Raw genomic sequence first — 18,977 nt, 5'->3', positions numbered from 1 at the left:
TCTGTGGTTCCTATTTTGTCGGACGAGGCTTCATAAAATTCTCTCATTCTGCAGCTTTTTAGCGTTAAATAGCGAACAATCGTGAGATAGCAAATGCCAAAATTATAAAACACATTGTATTTCAATAAGTTGTAGGATATTCATGGGCCACGAGCTAGGGCCTGAATGCCAGCAACAAGTATGAGAAATTGACTCCAATGCTGGCTTTGAGATGCCCAGTTTTTATTGTGCTTCCGTCACTTTTGTAAAATACATATCTCTATATTCATGATTATTATCGACATTAACCGAAAAGGGGCGCAGCACGAATGCTGCAACTTGACGCCGAGGGTCTACATCGAAATGAATAAACGCGTCACGAGCAGCATCCTGATTGTCCCAACGAATAACAAAACTATTGGCATCAAAAGGCTCAAGCGTACCGGTTAGCGTGACCATTTTCGTTGACTCAATACGCAATTCGTTGCCAGACTGCGAGATTTTCATTGTGCCGAACCATCTGTCGGCATATTGTCCTACATACGCTGAAATAGGCAGCAACACTTCCCCCGAGCCAACAGGATCAGTTTTATTACTTACATATTTCTGCAGCGCTTCCGTTTGCTCATTGCGATAATAGGTTACCCAATCTTGCGTTTCAGCATCCGGAATATAAGCCTTTAATATTGTTTGCATAACCGACGATCGCGCCCCTGAATTCGATCCATTGTTTAGCAGTACTACCCCTAGCTCAAGTTCCGGTAGCAAGGTTACATAAGCCTGATACCCCGACAATGTGCCCGTATGGTAAACCGCTTCATAACCCAGAATATTTCTCAGCCGCCACCCCATGGCATAACTGTGATATTGCGTATTATCGAGTTGTTTATCATTTTTTGATATTTCCAATATCGTATTGGGTGACAACATGTCGACTAAACGCTCAGCCGAGAAAACCGGCGTGCTTTTAACGTCCGCTATCAAAATAGGCACTTGGTCAGGTTGTGTGGCATTAAGCGTCAATATAAAATTCAACCACTTAAGCATGCTACTGGCATTACACACGATACCGCCCGCCGCGGCAGAGATCAGACCGTCGCCTTTAATGTCGTTGCGAGGAATAGGATAAATGCCCACTTCCTCGTTATGTCCATAGGCCATTGCCACATTGCTCAACGTCGACTGAGGCATATCGCCCGCAAAGCAAGCCATGTCTAATGGCGCAAAAATGCGTTTATCAACAAAATCCTCCCAACGGGTATTCGCGACTTTAGCCACTATCTCCCCCGCCGTAATATAAAAGACATTGTTATACGCATAGGTACTTCTGAAGCTGTACTCAGGTGTGAGGTAACGTAAATTATGAATCATTTCGTTTCGAGAGAACCCCGACGGCTCAGGCCAAATCATACTGTCTCCCGCCCCTCCGACAAGACCACTGCGGTGACTTAACAAATCGCGGATGGTAAATTCAGCGGTAACCCAAGGATCCATCATTCTAAACTCCGGTAAGTGATCGATAACCTTGTCGTCCCAATTCAGCTTGCCTTCATCAACCAAAATAGCCAAACTCGCTGCCGTAAATGCTTTACTAGTAGACGCTAACCTGAAATAGGTGTTTTCATCGACAGGTGAATGAGTCTCGCGGTTACGCTCACCAAAGCCTGTAAGATGCGCTATTTTACCCTGTTGTATAACACCTACCGCCATACCTGGGGTATTAAACTCTGCTAACGCTCTATTTACCGCATTCTCTAGCTGCTTCCCATCCAATTTATTGTCTTTTGTGGCAGCATCTGATCCCACTGACCAGAACATAGGCAAGAATAAAAAAGGCAAACAAAGCGTTGTGATAGTTTTTCTATATGGTGCAAAGTTAAACATAGGGCTTGAACATATATATTAGCGTAGTGATAACCTAAAACTATCATAGAGTATTCTAATTGTGCAGGTAATTAATAATTACATATTTGTAATTATTAATTCCTTGAATTGAGAGGCGACTCGCTTTCTAATTGATTCTCACTTCGAATACCCTATTGAGATTCCAGCAATAGGTTGCTCAACCATATGAAACAGGGAGAAAAAGGACTCAAGGACATGCTTATATTAAAACAGTAATGCTATCGGCTATCGCAAGCACTACTGTGTCTGCCAACACACATTTTAGTGTTTCAAACAGATCACCTGTGTTCTCAGGCACAAGGCTGAAACCTCAAAGGCTATCGTCGGGTAATACCATTGACTTGATAGCGCCAAGTAACAATACATCGGAAGACAAAGAAATCTATTCTTCCCATGAATAAATGGAGTTTAAACATTCAATGAAAAGAAATCTTCTTAGAATAAGAATCACCGCCGCAAGTTTATTTTTTTGCTGCGTCACGTTTGCCGTTCAACCGGCTTGGTCATCAGATGTACCCTGGGTCGATGCAATGCAACTCGCTCCTGAGTATTGGACACAAAAACTCAATAACGCTCATACCCCCCTGTTAAGCCAAAGTGAAATTAGTCATTATAATCGTGCATTGTTCGAAACATCTCAGCACTTAACTAACCCTCTTTCGGTTCCTGAAACCCTGAGCAAGCAGTCATTGTTAACAATGACGCAATCGATACGCGATATACCTTCAAGCCCAAGATTTTATGCCAACGGCCAACGACTCACCGAAAAAGATTATGACGCTTATCTCAGCAATGTCGATACAGCTCAAATCTCAGACAAAAATACCGTGCGTTATGGGCTTGTGGTAAAACGTGCGTCTCTCAGGACGTTTCCCACAGAGGATAGGGTCTTTAATCAGGGGATGGATACCGATCTGGATCGCTTTCAAGAGAGTGCAATTTTCACCGGTGCTGCCGTGGCTGTCTTGTTAACCAGCAAAGATAAAAAATGGTTCTTGGTCCAAGCATACAACTATCTCGCGTGGATTAAGTCGGATAAGGTCGCCATTGGGGAAAAACAACAAGTGGCAGACTATGTAAATAACGAACATTTTCTGTTAGTTACTGGCAGTAAAATATTTACCAATTATGTGCCTGAATTACCTGATATTTCTCAATTACAATTAGATATGGGTGTACGTCTTCCCATCGTACCCGATGCCAATATCCCCAATCAGTTATATGGCCAGAATCCCTTCTATTCACATGTGGTTTATTTGCCTACCCGCGATGACACGGGAGTTCTGCATATCGTTAAAGCCATGATTGCCCGAAGTAATGACGTTCACCTAGGCTATTTACCTTTCACACCTGCAAATATTATTACACAAGCCTTTAAATTTTTAGGCGAGCGTTACGGTTGGGGACATGACTATAATGGTCGAGATTGTACCGGCTTTATCGGTGAAATTTATCAAAGCTTCGGAATCATGATGCCAAGGAACTCTGGTGCGCAAGGTGAATCGGAATACGGTATCAACTTTCGTTTCGATGAAAACTCCACCACAGATGAGAAGTTACAAGCACTGTCCAAGTTGCAAGTTGGAGATTTAATCTATATTTCCGGCCATGTACTTATGTATATAGGGGAAGAAAAGGGGGAACCCTACTTCATTCATGATGTGAAAGGATTGGCTTATTTCGATACAAAGGGCGACTTTTATCGTGGCACACTTAATGGTGTTTCCGTTACCCCTATCCTACCCCTTCAATTGTCTGAAACCAAAAGCTACCTTGAGAGTATCTACAATATAAAACGTATTAGATAATCCATACGAAAGGCAATACGATAAAAATTACTGGTGTGCGGTGCTATCGTTCTAAGGTACCGCTCGCCATACCGTTTAAAACAGCGCTTCTTAGCCAATGAGATCAATGAAAACTTATTTGCGTTTTCAAATGTGTCGCAACAAGTTCTAGACGTATCCAAACGTATTAGCGATTCTGTCACTAATTAAACCACTCCAACGATGCGTCTAATCTCGTTAAGCGCTTTACTGTCTAAACTTCTGCTTAGCAACAAGACAACTGACGCACCATATCCTCACGTCAGTTGGCTTAGTATCAATTTCCTGCAACTTTTGCTGAAAGATTTCCAGCTTGTTCAATGCGTTTCACCTCCCTATAGTGCTGACCACAACAAATTGAGCACACCACTCAAAACATTGACTCGATCTTGAATAATTTTCCATTTTCAATTGTTTTTGTTATAACATAACATTTTTTATTGAGCTAATTATCTTAATGTCCACTAAGATGCCTTTAAATCATTTAACGTCCATGAGCTTATCTATACTGGATTTGTTTCAATCATGTCGTCCTGCAAGTATGCAACTTACTAATGTATGTTGGACACATCCTAAATCCCAATCGGCTTTTTTATCTGCTATCAACCTTGAAGTAAAAGCAGGCGAGTTGTTAACTCTGGTGGGGCCAAATGGCTCTGGCAAAACCAGCTTATTACGCTGTTTGTACCGTATGAATCAACCCGATCAAGGTGAGGTTTTGCTGGATGGTAAAAACATCTGGTCATTATCCGCCAAACAATGCGCCCAACGCATTGCTACTGTCTTACAAGAATCAGGATCGACCTTAGGCTTACAAGTCTTTGAAATGGTAGAAATTGGCTTAACTCCCAAGTCTCTCAATTGGCAACGTTCGTCTCATGATATTCATATCGTCGAAAAAGCGCTCTCATCCATGCAGGTTTTATCGCTAAAACATCGCCATTTTGACTCATTATCAGGCGGCGAGAAGCAACGAGTTATGATTGCTCGCGCCCTCGCCCAACAACCTGATGTATTAATTTTAGATGAACCCACTAACCACCTCGATATTCGTCATCAACTTGAAGTACTGGAATTGCTTACCCAGTTGCCCTGCACTGTCATTGTTTCCTTACATGATATCCCTCTAGCGGCCACCTATGCTGACCGAGTCGTCATCATGGAATCTGGGCGGATTGTCGATTGCGCACCTCCATTCGAAGCCCTGACTGAAGAACAAATCCGCAATGTTTTTAATGTTGAAAGCAATGTCTATAACCAACCAAACATACCTCGACCGAGCTATTCATTTCATCTCAAAACGGATAAGGAACAATCATGAAAGTTAACGCTGTAAAATACTTTAGTTATCAATCTGTGCTTGCGGTAACACTTACTGCTAGCACATTCAACGCATCTGCTCACTCACATGACTATCCAGTAACCGTACAAAGCTGTGATCGACAAGTCACTTTTGAGCGTGTGCCCACCGCTGCGGTTTCAAACGATGTTAATCTCACTGAGATGATGCTTGCTTTGGGCCTGCAAGACCATATGGTAGGCTTCACCGGTGTATCTGGATGGAAAACTCTGTCTCCAGACTTGCGCGATGGTATTGGTGAATTACCCGAATTATCAGCAAAATATCCCACCAAGGAAGTCTTACTCAGTGCCGATGCCGATTTTTACTTTGCGGGTTGGAACTATGGCATGCGAGTCGGCGGTGGCGTTACACCTGACACTTTAGCGCCATTGGGTATTAAGGTATATGAACTCACCGAAAGCTGCATTCATATCATGGAAAAAGACAAAGTCTCCATGAAGGATATGTATGTAGATTTATTAAACTTAGGACGCATTTTTGATGTTGAAAATAAAGCAAGACAACTTGTCGCTGAATACCAAAAAGAGCTACAAGATTTTCAAAATACACTCCCTGTTCTAAAGAAACCCATCAAAGCGTTCGTATATGATTCAGGGGAAGAGCAACCTTTTACTGCGGGACGTTTTGGTATGCCGACAGCATTAATTGAAGCCGCTGGAGGCATCAATATACTAGACGATGTTGGCAAAAGCTGGACTCAAGTTGGTTGGGAAGCCGTCATTGATCGTGCGCCAGAAATTGTCATCATTGTGAATTATGGCAAAGTCACTGCTCAGCAAAAAATTAACTTTATGCGCAGCAATCCAGCTTTTAAAGACATTCCTGCCGTCAAAAATAACCACTTTGTGGTATTAGAATATGTTGAAGCCACACCGGGTCCACGTAATATCTCAGCGATAAAACATCTCGCTAAAGCCTTTAGAGCAGCCCAATGAACTTAGAGACTTCGTCGTACAAAATCAGATTTCCATTGTCTATGCCATGGATAATTTGCATTCTGGTCATCTTCTTAGTCGCTTTTATTGGCTTAGCAGTTAGTATGGGCTCAGCCAGCATTTCAAAGACAACTGTCTGGCAAATACTGGCTTATAAAATGTCCCTTGCTGACATCTCGCCCAATTGGTCAAAAGGAAAAGAAAACATTATTTGGGCGATACGTTTACCAAGAACTCTATTGGCAGCCATAGTAGGTGCCGCTCTTGCCGTGGTAGGCGCAGCTCTGCAGTCTGTTACGCGCAACCCACTTGCCGACCCACATTTGCTTGGCGTGTCTTCTGGTGCCGCCTTAGGCGCCATTGTGGCCTTGCTGCACACAGGCATGATTCTAGGCGTCCTGACAGTCCCTATTTTTGCTTTTATGGGCGCTTTGTTAGGGATACTTCTGGTATTAAGTGTGGCAAATTTTTCTTCCTCATACAGTGCGGGAAGATTAATTTTATCTGGGGTCGCAGTCGCTTTTGTGTTATCCGCTTTGGGCAACATGTTGATTTTTTTAGGTGATCACAGAGCGGCTCATACTGCTATTTTCTGGATGCTAGGGGGGCTTGGATTAGCTCAGTGGCAACAACTCTGGTTCCCACTCGCAGCGCTAATACTAGGCTGTGCCTACCTCATTCATAACGCTCGCTACTTAAATGCCATGATGTTAGGAGACGAAAGCGCCAGCACTCTTGGTATACCAGTCCAACGCTTCCGTCTTACTGTTATTATCATCTGCGCCTTACTAACAGGAGCCGCTGTTGCTTTTGCCGGTGTGATAGGGTTTGTTGGCTTAATGGTGCCACATATTGTGCGCTTAATTGTAGGGGGGGATTATCGTAAATTACTACCTTTATGTGCCTTGGTTGGGGCTATTTTTTTAGTGCTAGCCGATACCACGGCACGCTCAATCATCCCACCAGAAGACATCCCCATAGGCGCTTTAACAGGTTTAGTCGGAGGCATTGCTTTTGTGATTTTGATGCGTCAAAAACGCCATATCAACTTATAGTGTCTTTGCCTAGAGAAAGTGCGAATAAGCTTGCACTGATGTGAATAAAGCCTAAAATACTGTATGAATAAACAGTATTTTAGGCTTTATTATGTCGTATTCAAATCCATTCAACTCACCTCTAAAAGGTCGCGGCACCAGTAATCTTATGGCAGGACGCTTTAGCAAACAGCAGGTTACGCAGGACATCAATGAGGACACTCTGATCGCCCGCGAGTCATGGCATCCACAGACTCAAGTACATCACACCAAAGCCAAAAGCATCATCAGTCGCAACCAATCCCCTGATGTGCCTTTTAATCTTTCGATCAACCCTTACCAAGGTTGCGAGCATGGCTGTATTTATTGCTTTGCGCGCCCTACTCACGCCTATCTGGACTTGTCGCCCGGGTTAGACTTTGAAACCAAATTGGTGGCAAAAACCAATGCCGCGGAGTTATTCGCAAAAGAGTTGGCCCACCCTAACTATCAGTGTGAACCCATTGCCTTAGGCATCAATACCGATGCTTATCAACCAATTGAAAAAGACCTAAAAATCACCCGTGCTTTATTGGAAGTGGCCCTAGCACACAAGCAACCCATTTCCTTAATCACCAAAAGTGCTTTGATTCTTCGCGATTTAGACATCTTAGCGCAAATGGCAAAGCAGCGACTGGTGCACGTTGCCATCAGTGTGACTACCCTAGATAAGGAGTTGAAACGAATTTTAGAGCCCAGAACGGCGTCTGGCAGTAAACGCTTAGACGTCATTAGGGCGCTCACCGACGCTTGCATTCCGGTCACTGTACTGGCCGCGCCGGTGATTCCTTTTATTAATGATCATGAGCTGGAAAGCATCGTCGCCGCTAGTGCGGAGGCTGGCGCACAATCCATTCATTACATCATGCTGCGTTTGCCTCATGAAGTGGCGCCCCTGTTTGAAGAATGGTTACACCAGCATTTTCCACAACGAGCGGACCATGTGTTACAACGCATTATGGACATGCGCGGTGGTAAGCTTTACGACAGTCGTTTTGGCAAACGCATGACTGGAGAAGGCTTGTTTGCTGACATCATTAATCAGCGTTTTCGCATGGCTCGTAATAAACATGGCTTGAGCGATCAGCGCCATGGTTATTTAGATTGTTCTGAGTTCAGCCTGCCACCCAAAGCTGGCGATCAACTGGGGTTGTTTTAAGCCAATTTCGCTCGACTTATTCTGCATTGGCTTGAATACGTAGTGCCACACCGGCTGCCGAGGTACGATTCTCCACCCCAAGCTTAGGAAAAATTTGCTCTAGATGCTTATTTACTGTGCGCGGGCTCATGGCCAGAATCTCGCCGATTTCGCGATTGGTTTTGCCGTTGGCGATCCAATGCAATACTTGCGATTCTCGCTCGGTTAACGACAAACGGTTACGCAACAATTCCGCCCCCGATAAACGCTCCCCATCTTCCAGTTTCACTAGAGCTTCGCCCTGCTCCGTCATACCAAGAAACTTCAATGTCAGAGGATAGTCAAGATGGGACAAAGGCAATCGATTGCCCTCTTGCGGTGAGTGAAGCAGCCAGTCTTTCACCAGATGACTCAGTTGGTCTACTTGCCAATCTGGCGTGAGTCGAGCCTTAGCCATCAAAGCGTGAGTTTGTGGTGTGGCCCATGCAATGCCGCCTGAACGATCGAAGGTCATCAAATTTTGGCCCATGCTATCTAAAGCAAATTGAGCATTATTGTTTAAACGCGCATTCGATAAATGCACCTTCATACGCGCCAGCAATTCATTTGGCTGAATGGGTTTGGTAAGATAATCTACGCCACCCGCTTCTAAGCCTCGCACTATGTCATCCGTATGATTCAAGCCGGTCATGAAGATCACTGGAATATTCGCCAACGCTGGATCTTGTTTCAGTGCTTTACAGGCGGTAAAACCGTCCATCACAGGCATAATGGCGTCCATCAAAATGATGTCAGGGCGAATACGCTTAGCGATTGTTAAAGCTTGCTTTCCCTCTAGGGCAACCAGTACATCCATATGAGCTTGTTCGAGCGTATCGTGTATCAAACTTAATGCATCAGGCGAGTCGTCTACGACCAGCACTATGTCATTATTGTGATTGTCACTCTTCATCAGCTGTTATCTCATATACTTCGCTGTTGTAAATAGTGCGCTATGCCATCGAACTGGAAGCTTTGGTATAACTGCTCCAATTGCGCCAAATGGTGGGCGTCTAATCTGTCCTCTGTGGTAATTTGATCAAGGCATTCGCGCACGCCTTTTTTATAACCCATTTGCGCAAAAGCAATCAGTTCACGAATGCTTTCATGATCATCAATGGGCGTTTCACTGGGTACTTTAATCGTGTGCTGCTGACTCAGTGTATCAGTTAATGGGGGTAATTGATCGGCATCTTGATAGATCCACTGAACGGCTAACCAATCTTGAATGGCCTCCAGTAAATCCGTATTTTTAATCGGTTTCACCAAATATTGGTTAAACACCCTTTGTTCATCGGGCTGACGCTGACTTTCCTGAACATCCGCAGACAACATAATAATTGGCACTAAATAACCTTGCTGGCGCAATACTTTGGCTAAACTCAGCCCATCCATCCCAGGCATGGAAACATCCAAAATAAACAGGTCTGGAGAACTATTTGCTAAGTCACGCAAACAGCTTTCTGCGTCTGGCGCTTCTTGCACATGAAAACCTAACGGCGACAAAATATCCGACAATAAGCCACGTACCACAGGATCATCATCTACCAGCATAATACTGCGCTGATAGCCCTGATAACCCACAATACGACGATTAACCGTCAAGCCAACATCCCCTTCGCTGACCCAAGGCAACATCAAGGATACTTTAAATTCGCTGCCTTCTCCTAGGGTCGATTTGGCTTGCAAATCCCCGCCCATGATTTCTGACAAGAGTTTCACTATGGTTAGCCCCAAGCCCGTCCCCGGCAAGCTGGCGGTAGACAAATCTCGTACGCGCTCAAACGGATCAAAAATCCGCTGTAGATGCTCTTGCTTGATGCCCAAACCCGTATCACGAATAACAAATTCCGCCACCTGATTACGATAGTTCACTTTAAACTGCACACTGCCTTGCGGCGTATATTTCACCGCATTGGAGAGCAGATTAATCAATATTTGTCGTAATCGTTTTTCATCCGTTACCACATGATTGGGCAAGGGGGCCAAAATTTTCGACTGGAATTGAATGCCTTTGGCTCGCGCCTGCATGGCAAACACACTGTTAAGCTCATCAATCAGCTTAGGCAAGTTCACGGTATTACGATACAAGTCAAAGCGGCCTGCTTCTATCTTCGAGATATCCAGCAAACCTTCAATGAGATCAGCAAGATACAAACCACTTCGTTGGATAATGTCCAAGCCATTTTGATGCCCAGATGGAGTATCTTGTTTGTCTGACAACAATTGAGCATAACCAATAATGGACTGCAACGGCGTACGTAATTCGTGGCTTATACCACTCAAATAACGACTTTTGGCCTCGTTTGCTTGCTCGGCTTGTTCTTTCGCTCCTTGTAACGCCCGGTCTGTTATTTGGTGAGCTTCGATTTCTCGCGTCAGTTTACGCGTTTGACGATTGGATTCTTTCTGCGCCACCACACGACTTTCATGTGCCAACAAAAACAGCCAGGACAATACGCCTGACACAATTAAGAGAGTGAAAAACAACGCCCACATGGTCTCTTGTAGTAATAGAGCTTCGCTGTCATTAGTGGGCGACATTTGACGATAAATCAACATCATCAAGGCACCATTGATGATGTTGATCATGATCAGCAAGGAGGCAAAACGTCCCAAACGACTGCTGATGGCTTTGGCCATACGCCTTGGCAAAAACAGCTTAAGAAAATAATCACTCTGCTGAGAAATATTCGCTTTCGGCTTACAACTGTCCAAACATCTGGAGTCCAACGAGCAACATAATGAACAAATCGGCAGCTGATAAGCCGAGCAATAACTCATGTCTTCCACTTCAAAGGTATTTTCACAGATACCACACACTAAACTGTGACGAGGTTTTGCCGCTTCCACCAAGGGCAACAATTCCGGACTCTGTCGAGCAATGTAATACTTTCCCTTCGTCAGCCACGCAATCAGTGGCACGCACACAAAACAAGTCGCAATGGAAATGAAATGACACAAGCTCTTCGCCACCTCACCAAACAAACCGAGATAGCACAATAAACCTAAGCTGGTTGCCACCAGCATAGAGCCGGTACCCACCGGATTGATGTCATACAAATGGGCGCGTTTGAACTCCACATCACGTGGACTCAAACCTAAAGGTTTGTTAATCAATAAATCCGCCGACAAACTCGACAACCAACTCACCGCGCTGATGGCAAACACACTTAATATGGCCCCAAGCGCTTGATAAATACCCAGCTCCATTAATAACAAAGCGATGGTCACATTAAACACCAGCCACACCACTCGACCAGGGTGTGAATGAGTTAACCGTGAAAAGAAATTCGACCAAGCAATGGAACCGGCATAAGCGTTGGTCAAATTGATCTTCATCTGACAAATAAACACAAACACAGCGGCGAGAATCAATGCCGTAGACGGCGAGGTGGTCAGAAACAAAAAGATGCGCTGATACAGATAGGTTGGATCAGTGGCTTGCACCGCACTGGCTCCGTCTGTGATGGCCAAATACGCAAGAAAGGATCCCAACAACATTTTAATGGCGCCAATAAACACCCAACCTGGGCCAGCCAAAATCAGCCAAAACCACCAACGACGATGATTACTGGCGTCCTTCTTGGGGAAAAAACGCAGGTAGTCCACTTGTTCACCTATTTGCGCCATCAAAGCAAATAACACCGACGCGGCGGCACCAAACAAAATCCAATCAAACTGCGTCGTTTGTGGCAAATGCTGTGGAACAAATTCTGTCCAACCAGAAAAGTTCTGATATTCCTGACTCACCACCACACCAATGGCAGCGACCTGTAACACCAACCATATCCATTGCGTGCCATTCTGAAAACGGCTGATGGCGCGAATACCGTGAGTCACAATTGGGATCACAAACAAAGCAGATAAGGCATACCCCAAGGCCAGCGGAATTCCTAATAAGACTTCAAAAGCCGACGCTAAAATGGCCGCCTCAATCGCAAAGAAAATAAAGGTAAAAGTGGCATAAATAAGCGAGGTGATAGTAGAGCCGAGATAACCAAAGCCGGCTCCGCGCGTCAGCAAATCTATGTCTAAACCATGTTTTGCCGAATAATAGGCAATCGGAAAACCGGTAACAAAAAATACCGCGAGCACCACCAAAATGGCCGCTACCGCATTGGTAAAGCCATAGCCTAGGGTGATCACGGCGGCTAATCCCTCTAACGCCAAAAAGGCGGCGGCTCCCAATGCGGTATGCCCCACCCTTTCGATGCTCATGGTATGACCATGCTTCGCAGTATAACGCAAAGCATAGTCTTCCAGTGTTTGGTCAGCGACCCACTTATTGTAGTGTCGCCGTACCTTATAGATTTTCTGCGTAGCTGCCATAATCGCTGTATTAAAGGCTAGCCAAAGCCATACCGGCTCCCGCAATAACACCACCTAATACTTGATTAAGCTTCTGTATGCCTTGTTGCTGAAACCATTGCCCAGTAAGAATACCCACGCCTTGTATACTCGCCGTTGCCAAAATAAACCCTAGGCTATAAGACCAAGCGGAGGCCGCGGCTGGCATTTCCAAACCATGCGCCGCGCCATGGAAAGTTGCAAAGCCAGCCACCAACAAGAGACTCGACCATAAAGGCAGATGTTTCGCCGCCATCAAGAGTACGCCGAATACCATCACCGACATAAGAATGCCTTGTTCAATGAAAGGCACAGTCAAGCCCGTGAAAGCCAATATACCACCGCCCATCATCATTGCCATGAAAGACAAAGGCACCGCCCACAGCGCACGACCACCCAAATTTGCCGCCCAAATGCCGACAGCAAACATCGCCAATAAGTGATCTAAACCCGTGAAGGGATGAACAAAACCTGCCAACCCAGCCATACTTTCTCCGTGACCAGGATGCGCTAAGCTAAGAGAGGAAAACACGGCCAACAATAAGGCCACACAAGATTTCGAGATTCGATATATCATCATATTTCTCCGATTACACAACCGCTTTGGCTGGCGGTAAACTTTTTGTTTCCAACATGCCTTCTGAGACGATAAATTGAATGATGTCATCCAAACCTTGTGCCGCTTTCAAATTTGAAAAGACAAACGGACGAGCACCGCGCTGCGCCTTGGCGTCTTTGTCCATTACTTCTAAAGAAGCCCCCACTAACGGCGCTAAATCTATCTTATTGATGATCAAAAGATCCGACTTAGTAATGCCCGGGCCACCTTTACGAGGAATTTTGTCTCCCGCTGAGACATCAATCACATAAAGGGTTAAATCGGATAATTCAGGGCTAAACGTGGCACTCAAATTGTCCCCGCCCGATTCCACAAACACCACGTCCAGCTCTCCGTGACGCTCGACCAATTCATCAATGGCGGCCAGATTCATAGAAGCATCTTCGCGAATGGCGGTGTGCGGACAACCACCCGTTTCCACACCGATGATACGATCCGCCTCTAAGGCTTCATGGCGCGTCAAAAACTTAGCGTCTTCTTGCGTATAAATATCATTGGTTACCACGGCGATCTGGTAATGCTCGCGCATGGCAGAACACAAAGAACGCAGTAAAGCGGTTTTTCCTGATCCAACAGGACCACCCACGCCCACCCGCAGAGTTTGTTTTGGTTTTGTCATAAAATACGTCCTCTTTTGCGTACTTATCTGTGCGCTTTATTATAGGAATGTCGCCTTTGTTTAACGCTTAAAAAATCACCAATTACGAGCGAAACAACCGTGTATACTGGGTTTCGTGCAAGCTACTAGCGATTGCTAAGGCCGGTAAACCAGCCCCTATGCCATCTTCTTCTAAGTGTTTTGCTATCTGAATGGCCTCAGAGATCACGGGTTGTAACTCACCCAATAATTGTTGCGCTTGCGTTTGCCCAAGTGGCACCAACTTGGTGGCCGCAGCAATCTGGTTTTCCAGCCAAGACCAAGTAAAGCCCAAGGCAGCGGTTTCAAACTCGATTTGCCAATGACAAGCCGCCACCGCAAACAAGATGACAAAGCTAACTTCTTCAATGCGCTGAAACGGTGTCGCCATGTCTAAACTGCGCATCAAGCGTGCTAAAGCTTCTCCCATGGCCGTATCGTTTAATCTTAGCTCTTTGGTCTCGCGGCAAGCCAATACTAAATCGTTCAAAGCCACCAGTTTGACTTCATCTTGTTCATACCAAGCGGCCATGGCCAAACGTAAAATCGGCAAATCGACCCTAGCAAAAGATTGCAACAACTGCACTTGCGTCCAATCTGCCACATCGGCTTGCTTGCTCAACCAGCCTTTCTCAATGGCGTATTCCAAACCTTGAGAAAAAGCATACCCACCCACAGGCAAACTGACACTGCTGAGCTGCAGCAAGCGCAGTAAAGACTGATCAGTGGTGGTGATGACCATGACTGTATGCTCCCGATTCTGGATTAAACACCGCTTCTTCATGGCTAACCACTAAGCCCAATAAATGCAGCATGTCTTCCAATACATGATCCGGCTTAATGCGTAACCAACGCTCGCCAACTTCCACTTTAGTGTGACGATTGCCTAGGTGATAACAGGCTTTGGAAAATACCGCCCAATGGTCGCAACTGGCATGGGCAACAGCTTCTAACGCACCTTCTACTTGAATGACCTTGCCACACTCTGAACGCAGAAATTCCCCTACTAATAAGGGTTTACCACGCTCTAAAAAGACTCGAATAATGTCACCATTGGCACCCGTTAATTTCAAACGACCACGCTCACGTTGCTCAGCATCCAAAGTGACACTGGTATACACAGGATCGTGGCAATGTGTGCCTAAACGCGTATAAATATCCAACATAATGAATCCTTAACAGCCTATTAAAACAAGTTGTACAACTGTGCCAGTGGCAAACGCTCCGCCGGTTCACAAGTCAGTAACTCGCCATCCGCCCTGACTTCATAAGTCTGGGGATCCACGGTAATCTCTGGCATCCAGTCATTGTGAACCATGTCAGATTTACCTATATTGCGAGTGTTTTTACAGGCAACTAAGGTGCGCTCTAATCCCAAACTTTGCCTAATGCCATTGTCTAATGACGCCTGCGATACAAAGGTGACCGAGGTGGCCGCACTGGCCTTGCCAAAGGAGCCAAACATAGGACGATAATGCACAGGCTGCGGCGTAGGTATCGATGCATTAGGGTCGCCCATGGGAGCATTGGCAATCATGCCGCCCTTAATAATCAAAGAAGGCTTAACCGCAAAAAACGCCGGCTTCCACAATACCAAGTCCGCCAATTTGCCCGCCTCAATGGAACCCACTTCATGACTAACGCCATGCGCAATCGCTGGGTTAATGGTGTATTTGGCGATATAACGTTTGGCGCGGAAATTGTCTGCACCCAGCTCAGCATCTTCTGGTAACAAGCCGAATTGCTGCTTCATTTTGTGCGCGGTCTGCCAAGTACGAGTGACCACTTCGCCAACGCGCCCCATGGCTTGCGAATCGGATGAGATCATAGAGAAGGCACCACGATCATGAAAAATGTCTTCCGCAGCAATGGTTTCTTTGCGAATACGAGAGTCAGCAAAAGCCACATCTTCAGGGATATTGCTGTCTAGATGATGACACACCATCAGCATGTCCAGATGTTCATCGACTGTATTATGAGTGTAAGGACGAGTCGGATTGGTCGAAGATGGCAGCACATTGGCGTGCCCTGCTGCACGAATGATGTCCGGCGCATGACCACCACCCGCACCCTCAGTATGGTAGGTGTGAATCACTCTGTCTTTGAAGGCATTTAAAGTGCTGTCGACAAAGCCAGATTCGTTCAAGGTATCGGTATGAATCGCTACTTGGACATCGTATTTTTCCGCCACCGACAAACAGCAATCGATAGACGCTGGTGTGGTGCCCCAATCTTCATGCAATTTCAAGCCGCAAGCGCCAGCTTCCAATTGTTCCTCAAGGGCCTCAGGTAAGCTGGCATTGCCTTTTCCTAAGAAGCCCAAATTCATTGGCATACTGTCGGTAGCTTGTAGCATTTTCCCCAAATACCAAGGCCCCGGCGTACAAGTAGTGGCATTAGTTCCGGTGGCCGGCCCCGTGCCACCGCCTATCATGGTCGTTACACCTGAGGTAAGGGCTTCTTCAATTTGTTGCGGACAAATAAAATGAATGTGCGCATCTATCCCGCCTGCGGTCAGAATAGAACCTTCCCCCGCAATCACTTCCGTACCGGGGCCAATGACAATGTCTACATTATCTTGTACATCTGGATTCCCGGCTTTCCCCACTTTAAAAATGCGACCGTTTTTCACCCCAACATCGCCTTTGACGATCCCCCAATGATCCAACACCAAGGCATTGGTAATCACCAAATCGACGGCGACCTCATTGGTCAACTGACTTTGCCCCATTCCATCACGAATGACTTTGCCACCGCCGAATTTCACTTCATCCCCATAGGTAGTGAAATCCTGCTCCACTTGAATCCACAAGTCGGTATCCCCTAAACGCACTTTGTCGCCAGTGGTTGGGCCAAACATTTGCGCGTAACTTTGTCGGTCCATGTTTGCCATCAGTCTGTCTCCTCTGTGGTCAGTTTGCCCATCACATCACCACGAAAGCCATAAATGCTTTTGCTGCCAGCGTATTCCACCAGCTCGACTTCTCGCCCCTGACCGGGTTCAAAACGTACCGCCGTCCCCGAAGCAATATTAAGGCGATACCCCTTAGTGGCGGCTCGATCGAACACTAACGCAGGATTCACTTCATAAAAGTGGTAATGCGAACCAATTTGTACGGGGCGATCACCGGTATTTTCCACTCGAACTTTCAAGGTTTTGCGTCCTTGATTCAGTACAATATCGCCTTCGCTAACCTGTATTTCTCCTGGAATCATCTTGCTTCTCCCCAGTTAATTGATCGGGTTGTGGACAGTGACCAGCTTGGTTCCGTCAGGAAAGGTTGCCTCCACCTGAACTTCATGAATCAACTCCACGACGCCATCCATAACCTGCTCGGCACTCAGTAAGGTTTTGCCGTAAGCCATTAGTTCTGCGACACTTTTACCATCTCGAGCGCCTTCGATAATTTCCATCGTGAGATACGCCATGGCCTCAGGATAATTGAGCTTTAGGCCGCGATTTAAGCGACGTTCGGCTAATAAAGCTGCGGTAAACACCAGTAGTTTGTCTTTTTCTCTTGGTAGTAATTCCATAGTCAAAGCCTCTTAATCATTAGGTCGCCCAAATACGTGGCGCACAGGCATTGCGTTGTATCAATTCAGGTCGCAGTTGTTGCCAACACTGAGTGAATAGCTTTTTCATTTGCTCACTGTCACCATGCACAGCGCGCACCAAAATAAATTCTTTCACTAAAGACACCCCCGCCAAACCAGCAAACTCCGCACAAGAATCACGTAAAGCCGCTAAGGTATCGTCTGATAAATGCGTAAAAGGCCCAGCCACCAACAAACCATTCACCGCTTGTCCTTGTAAGCCCGCTGTCGAATTCATGACCGCTGTCGACTCTTTATCAATGCGTAATCGTTCGCGCAGCCTGATACGGCCATCCACATTGATCTGAAAGCTCTGGCTAGCTTGTCCTTGAGCAAAGTCTAATTGATTCGCCGGCAAACCAAAGCAGGTGATTTCCCAACCGATAAAACGCGCACCAGAAACAAGGTGAATCTGATTCACCAACGCCGTATTGGCATCGGGATAAAGTATGGTTTCTTGTGGCAACCACTCCATGATGGCGTGATTGGGCACATGCAAATGAGTGGTTTGACGCTGCAACAATTTGTCAGGACGAGCACGGTAAACTCGCCCTGCTCCAGGCGTGGTGATCAAGACATGAGTATATGGCTGTTGACGGGATTCAATGACCAGCTCATCCCCCGACACCAAGCCGCCTGGCGGGTGCAGCAAATACACATGGGCCGTGTCTTGGCCTTCAGGGTAAAAAGGCTTTTGTACATACAAAGGCCCTTTGTGATCACAGGTTTTTAACACTGTACCTCGGGCGCCATGAGCAAAACCTAAACGTAAATAGGCTTGCCATTGGCTGGCTGTTTGCTCTGTACTGCTATGATTCAGAGCCAAGGTCATACGGCTAAATACTGCTTAATGAGATCGTCGTTAAGGTTTTCCATCTTATCCGCGGCGACAATGCGACCCTTTTCCATAAGACGAAATTCTTTGCCCACGCGACGGGCAAAACCCAGCTTTTGCTCAATTAGAATCACGGTTAGACCTTCTTCCTCGTTTAACTTGAGAATCACATCCCCAATCTGCTTGACAATATTAGGTTGGATACCTTCATTTGGTTCGTCCAAAATTAAGACTTTTGGCTCCAATACCAAAGCCCGCCCAATAGCCAGTTGTTGTTGCTGACCACCGGACAAATCGCCGCCACGACGATGTAACATTTCTTTCAATACAGGAAAAAGTTCAAACACTTTCTCCGGAATGGCTTTTTTCTTCTGTACCGGCAAGCCAATGCGCAAGTTTTCTTCCACCGTTAACATGGGGAAAATGTCGCGACCTTGCGGTACATAGCCAATGCCTGCGTAGGCACGTCGTTCGGCACTTTGTTTATGCAAGGCTTGCTGGTTCAATAAGATTTCACCACTTTGAATGGGCAACAAGCCCATAATGGCTTTCATCAGAGTGGTTTTGCCGACACCGTTGCGGCCCATAATGCAAGTGATGGAGCCCGGCACTATGTCCAAATCCAGATCCCATAAAATTTGTGTTCCACCATACAACTGGCTAACTTTTTTCATGCTGATCATA

Annotated in this window: 17 protein-coding genes; 5 read left to right on the top strand and 12 right to left on the bottom strand. The window is 46.0% G+C overall.

Annotated features, from left to right (window positions below; genetic code table 11):
- Nucleotides 1–222 precede the first annotated feature (222 nt).
- Entirely contained in the window at nucleotides 223–1,785 is a 1,563-nt protein-coding gene (locus ACXAH2_RS00595; protein WP_475075813.1) for a serine hydrolase, read from the bottom strand.
- 518 nt (nucleotides 1,786–2,303) lie between these two features.
- Between ACXAH2_RS00595 and ACXAH2_RS00590 the strand changes: the two genes are divergently transcribed.
- From ACXAH2_RS00590 to ACXAH2_RS00570, 5 genes are all read left to right on the top strand, one after another.
- The gene (locus ACXAH2_RS00590) at nucleotides 2,304–3,692 is read left to right on the top strand and encodes an SH3 domain-containing protein (protein ID WP_475075811.1); all 1,389 of its coding nucleotides are present in this window, start codon (nucleotides 2,304–2,306) and stop codon (nucleotides 3,690–3,692) included.
- A 487-nt stretch (nucleotides 3,693–4,179) separates the two neighbouring features.
- Complete coding sequence (locus ACXAH2_RS00585; RefSeq protein ID WP_475075809.1) at nucleotides 4,180–5,031, top strand: ABC transporter ATP-binding protein; 852 nt, start codon at nucleotides 4,180–4,182, stop codon at nucleotides 5,029–5,031.
- Complete coding sequence (locus tag ACXAH2_RS00580; protein WP_475075807.1) at nucleotides 5,028–6,008, top strand: ABC transporter substrate-binding protein; 981 nt, start codon at nucleotides 5,028–5,030, stop codon at nucleotides 6,006–6,008. Before ACXAH2_RS00585 ends, ACXAH2_RS00580 begins: the two co-directional genes overlap by 4 nt.
- A 41-nt stretch (nucleotides 6,009–6,049) precedes the next feature.
- Entirely contained in the window at nucleotides 6,050–7,063 is a 1,014-nt protein-coding gene (locus tag ACXAH2_RS00575) for a FecCD family ABC transporter permease (RefSeq protein ID WP_475075805.1), read from the top strand.
- A 91-nt stretch (nucleotides 7,064–7,154) separates the two neighbouring features.
- Complete coding sequence (locus tag ACXAH2_RS00570) at nucleotides 7,155–8,240, top strand: PA0069 family radical SAM protein (RefSeq protein ID WP_475075804.1); 1,086 nt, start codon at nucleotides 7,155–7,157, stop codon at nucleotides 8,238–8,240.
- A 16-nt stretch (nucleotides 8,241–8,256) separates the two neighbouring features.
- Here ACXAH2_RS00570 and ACXAH2_RS00565 read toward each other — a convergent pair whose 3' ends face one another.
- The 11 genes from ACXAH2_RS00565 to urtE form a co-directional block, all read right to left on the bottom strand.
- Nucleotides 8,257–9,171, bottom strand: a complete 915-nt coding sequence (locus tag ACXAH2_RS00565; RefSeq protein ID WP_475075802.1) for a response regulator — start codon at nucleotides 9,169–9,171, stop codon at nucleotides 8,257–8,259.
- A gap of 11 nt (nucleotides 9,172–9,182) precedes the next feature.
- On the bottom strand, nucleotides 9,183–12,590 hold the full coding sequence (locus tag ACXAH2_RS00560) for a hybrid sensor histidine kinase/response regulator (RefSeq protein WP_475076372.1): 3,408 nt from the start codon (nucleotides 12,588–12,590) through the stop codon (nucleotides 9,183–9,185).
- A 10-nt stretch (nucleotides 12,591–12,600) separates the two neighbouring features.
- Complete coding sequence (locus tag ACXAH2_RS00555) at nucleotides 12,601–13,188, bottom strand: HupE/UreJ family protein (protein ID WP_475075799.1); 588 nt, start codon at nucleotides 13,186–13,188, stop codon at nucleotides 12,601–12,603.
- 10 nt (nucleotides 13,189–13,198) lie between these two features.
- On the bottom strand, nucleotides 13,199–13,846 hold the full coding sequence (ureG, locus tag ACXAH2_RS00550; RefSeq protein ID WP_475075797.1) for an urease accessory protein UreG: 648 nt from the start codon (nucleotides 13,844–13,846) through the stop codon (nucleotides 13,199–13,201).
- A gap of 82 nt (nucleotides 13,847–13,928) precedes the next feature.
- Entirely contained in the window at nucleotides 13,929–14,606 is a 678-nt protein-coding gene (locus ACXAH2_RS00545) for an urease accessory protein UreF (RefSeq protein ID WP_475075795.1), read from the bottom strand.
- Nucleotides 14,587–15,030, bottom strand: a complete 444-nt coding sequence (locus tag ACXAH2_RS00540) for an urease accessory protein UreE (protein ID WP_475075793.1) — start codon at nucleotides 15,028–15,030, stop codon at nucleotides 14,587–14,589. The genes ACXAH2_RS00545 and ACXAH2_RS00540 overlap by 20 nt, the downstream gene beginning before the upstream one ends.
- Nucleotides 15,031–15,050: 20 nt before the next feature.
- Entirely contained in the window at nucleotides 15,051–16,757 is a 1,707-nt protein-coding gene (ureC, locus tag ACXAH2_RS00535; protein ID WP_475075792.1) for an urease subunit alpha, read from the bottom strand.
- Nucleotides 16,757–17,080, bottom strand: a complete 324-nt coding sequence (locus ACXAH2_RS00530) for an urease subunit beta (RefSeq protein WP_475075790.1) — start codon at nucleotides 17,078–17,080, stop codon at nucleotides 16,757–16,759. The genes ureC and ACXAH2_RS00530 overlap by 1 nt, the downstream gene beginning before the upstream one ends.
- A 15-nt stretch (nucleotides 17,081–17,095) precedes the next feature.
- On the bottom strand, nucleotides 17,096–17,398 hold the full coding sequence (locus ACXAH2_RS00525) for an urease subunit gamma (protein ID WP_113875317.1): 303 nt from the start codon (nucleotides 17,396–17,398) through the stop codon (nucleotides 17,096–17,098).
- Nucleotides 17,399–17,417: 19 nt separating this feature from the next.
- The gene (locus ACXAH2_RS00520; RefSeq protein WP_475075788.1) at nucleotides 17,418–18,290 is read right to left on the bottom strand and encodes an urease accessory protein UreD; all 873 of its coding nucleotides are present in this window, start codon (nucleotides 18,288–18,290) and stop codon (nucleotides 17,418–17,420) included.
- Nucleotides 18,287–18,976, bottom strand: a complete 690-nt coding sequence (urtE, locus tag ACXAH2_RS00515) for an urea ABC transporter ATP-binding subunit UrtE (protein ID WP_475075787.1) — start codon at nucleotides 18,974–18,976, stop codon at nucleotides 18,287–18,289. Before urtE ends, ACXAH2_RS00520 begins: the two co-directional genes overlap by 4 nt.
- Nucleotide 18,977: the final 1 nt, after the last annotated feature.

This window comes from Marinomonas sp. ABL3_031, from assembly GCF_056161265.1.
The sequence above is the reverse complement of the archived record's forward strand: the minus strand, read 5'-3'. Positions and strand labels throughout refer to the sequence as shown.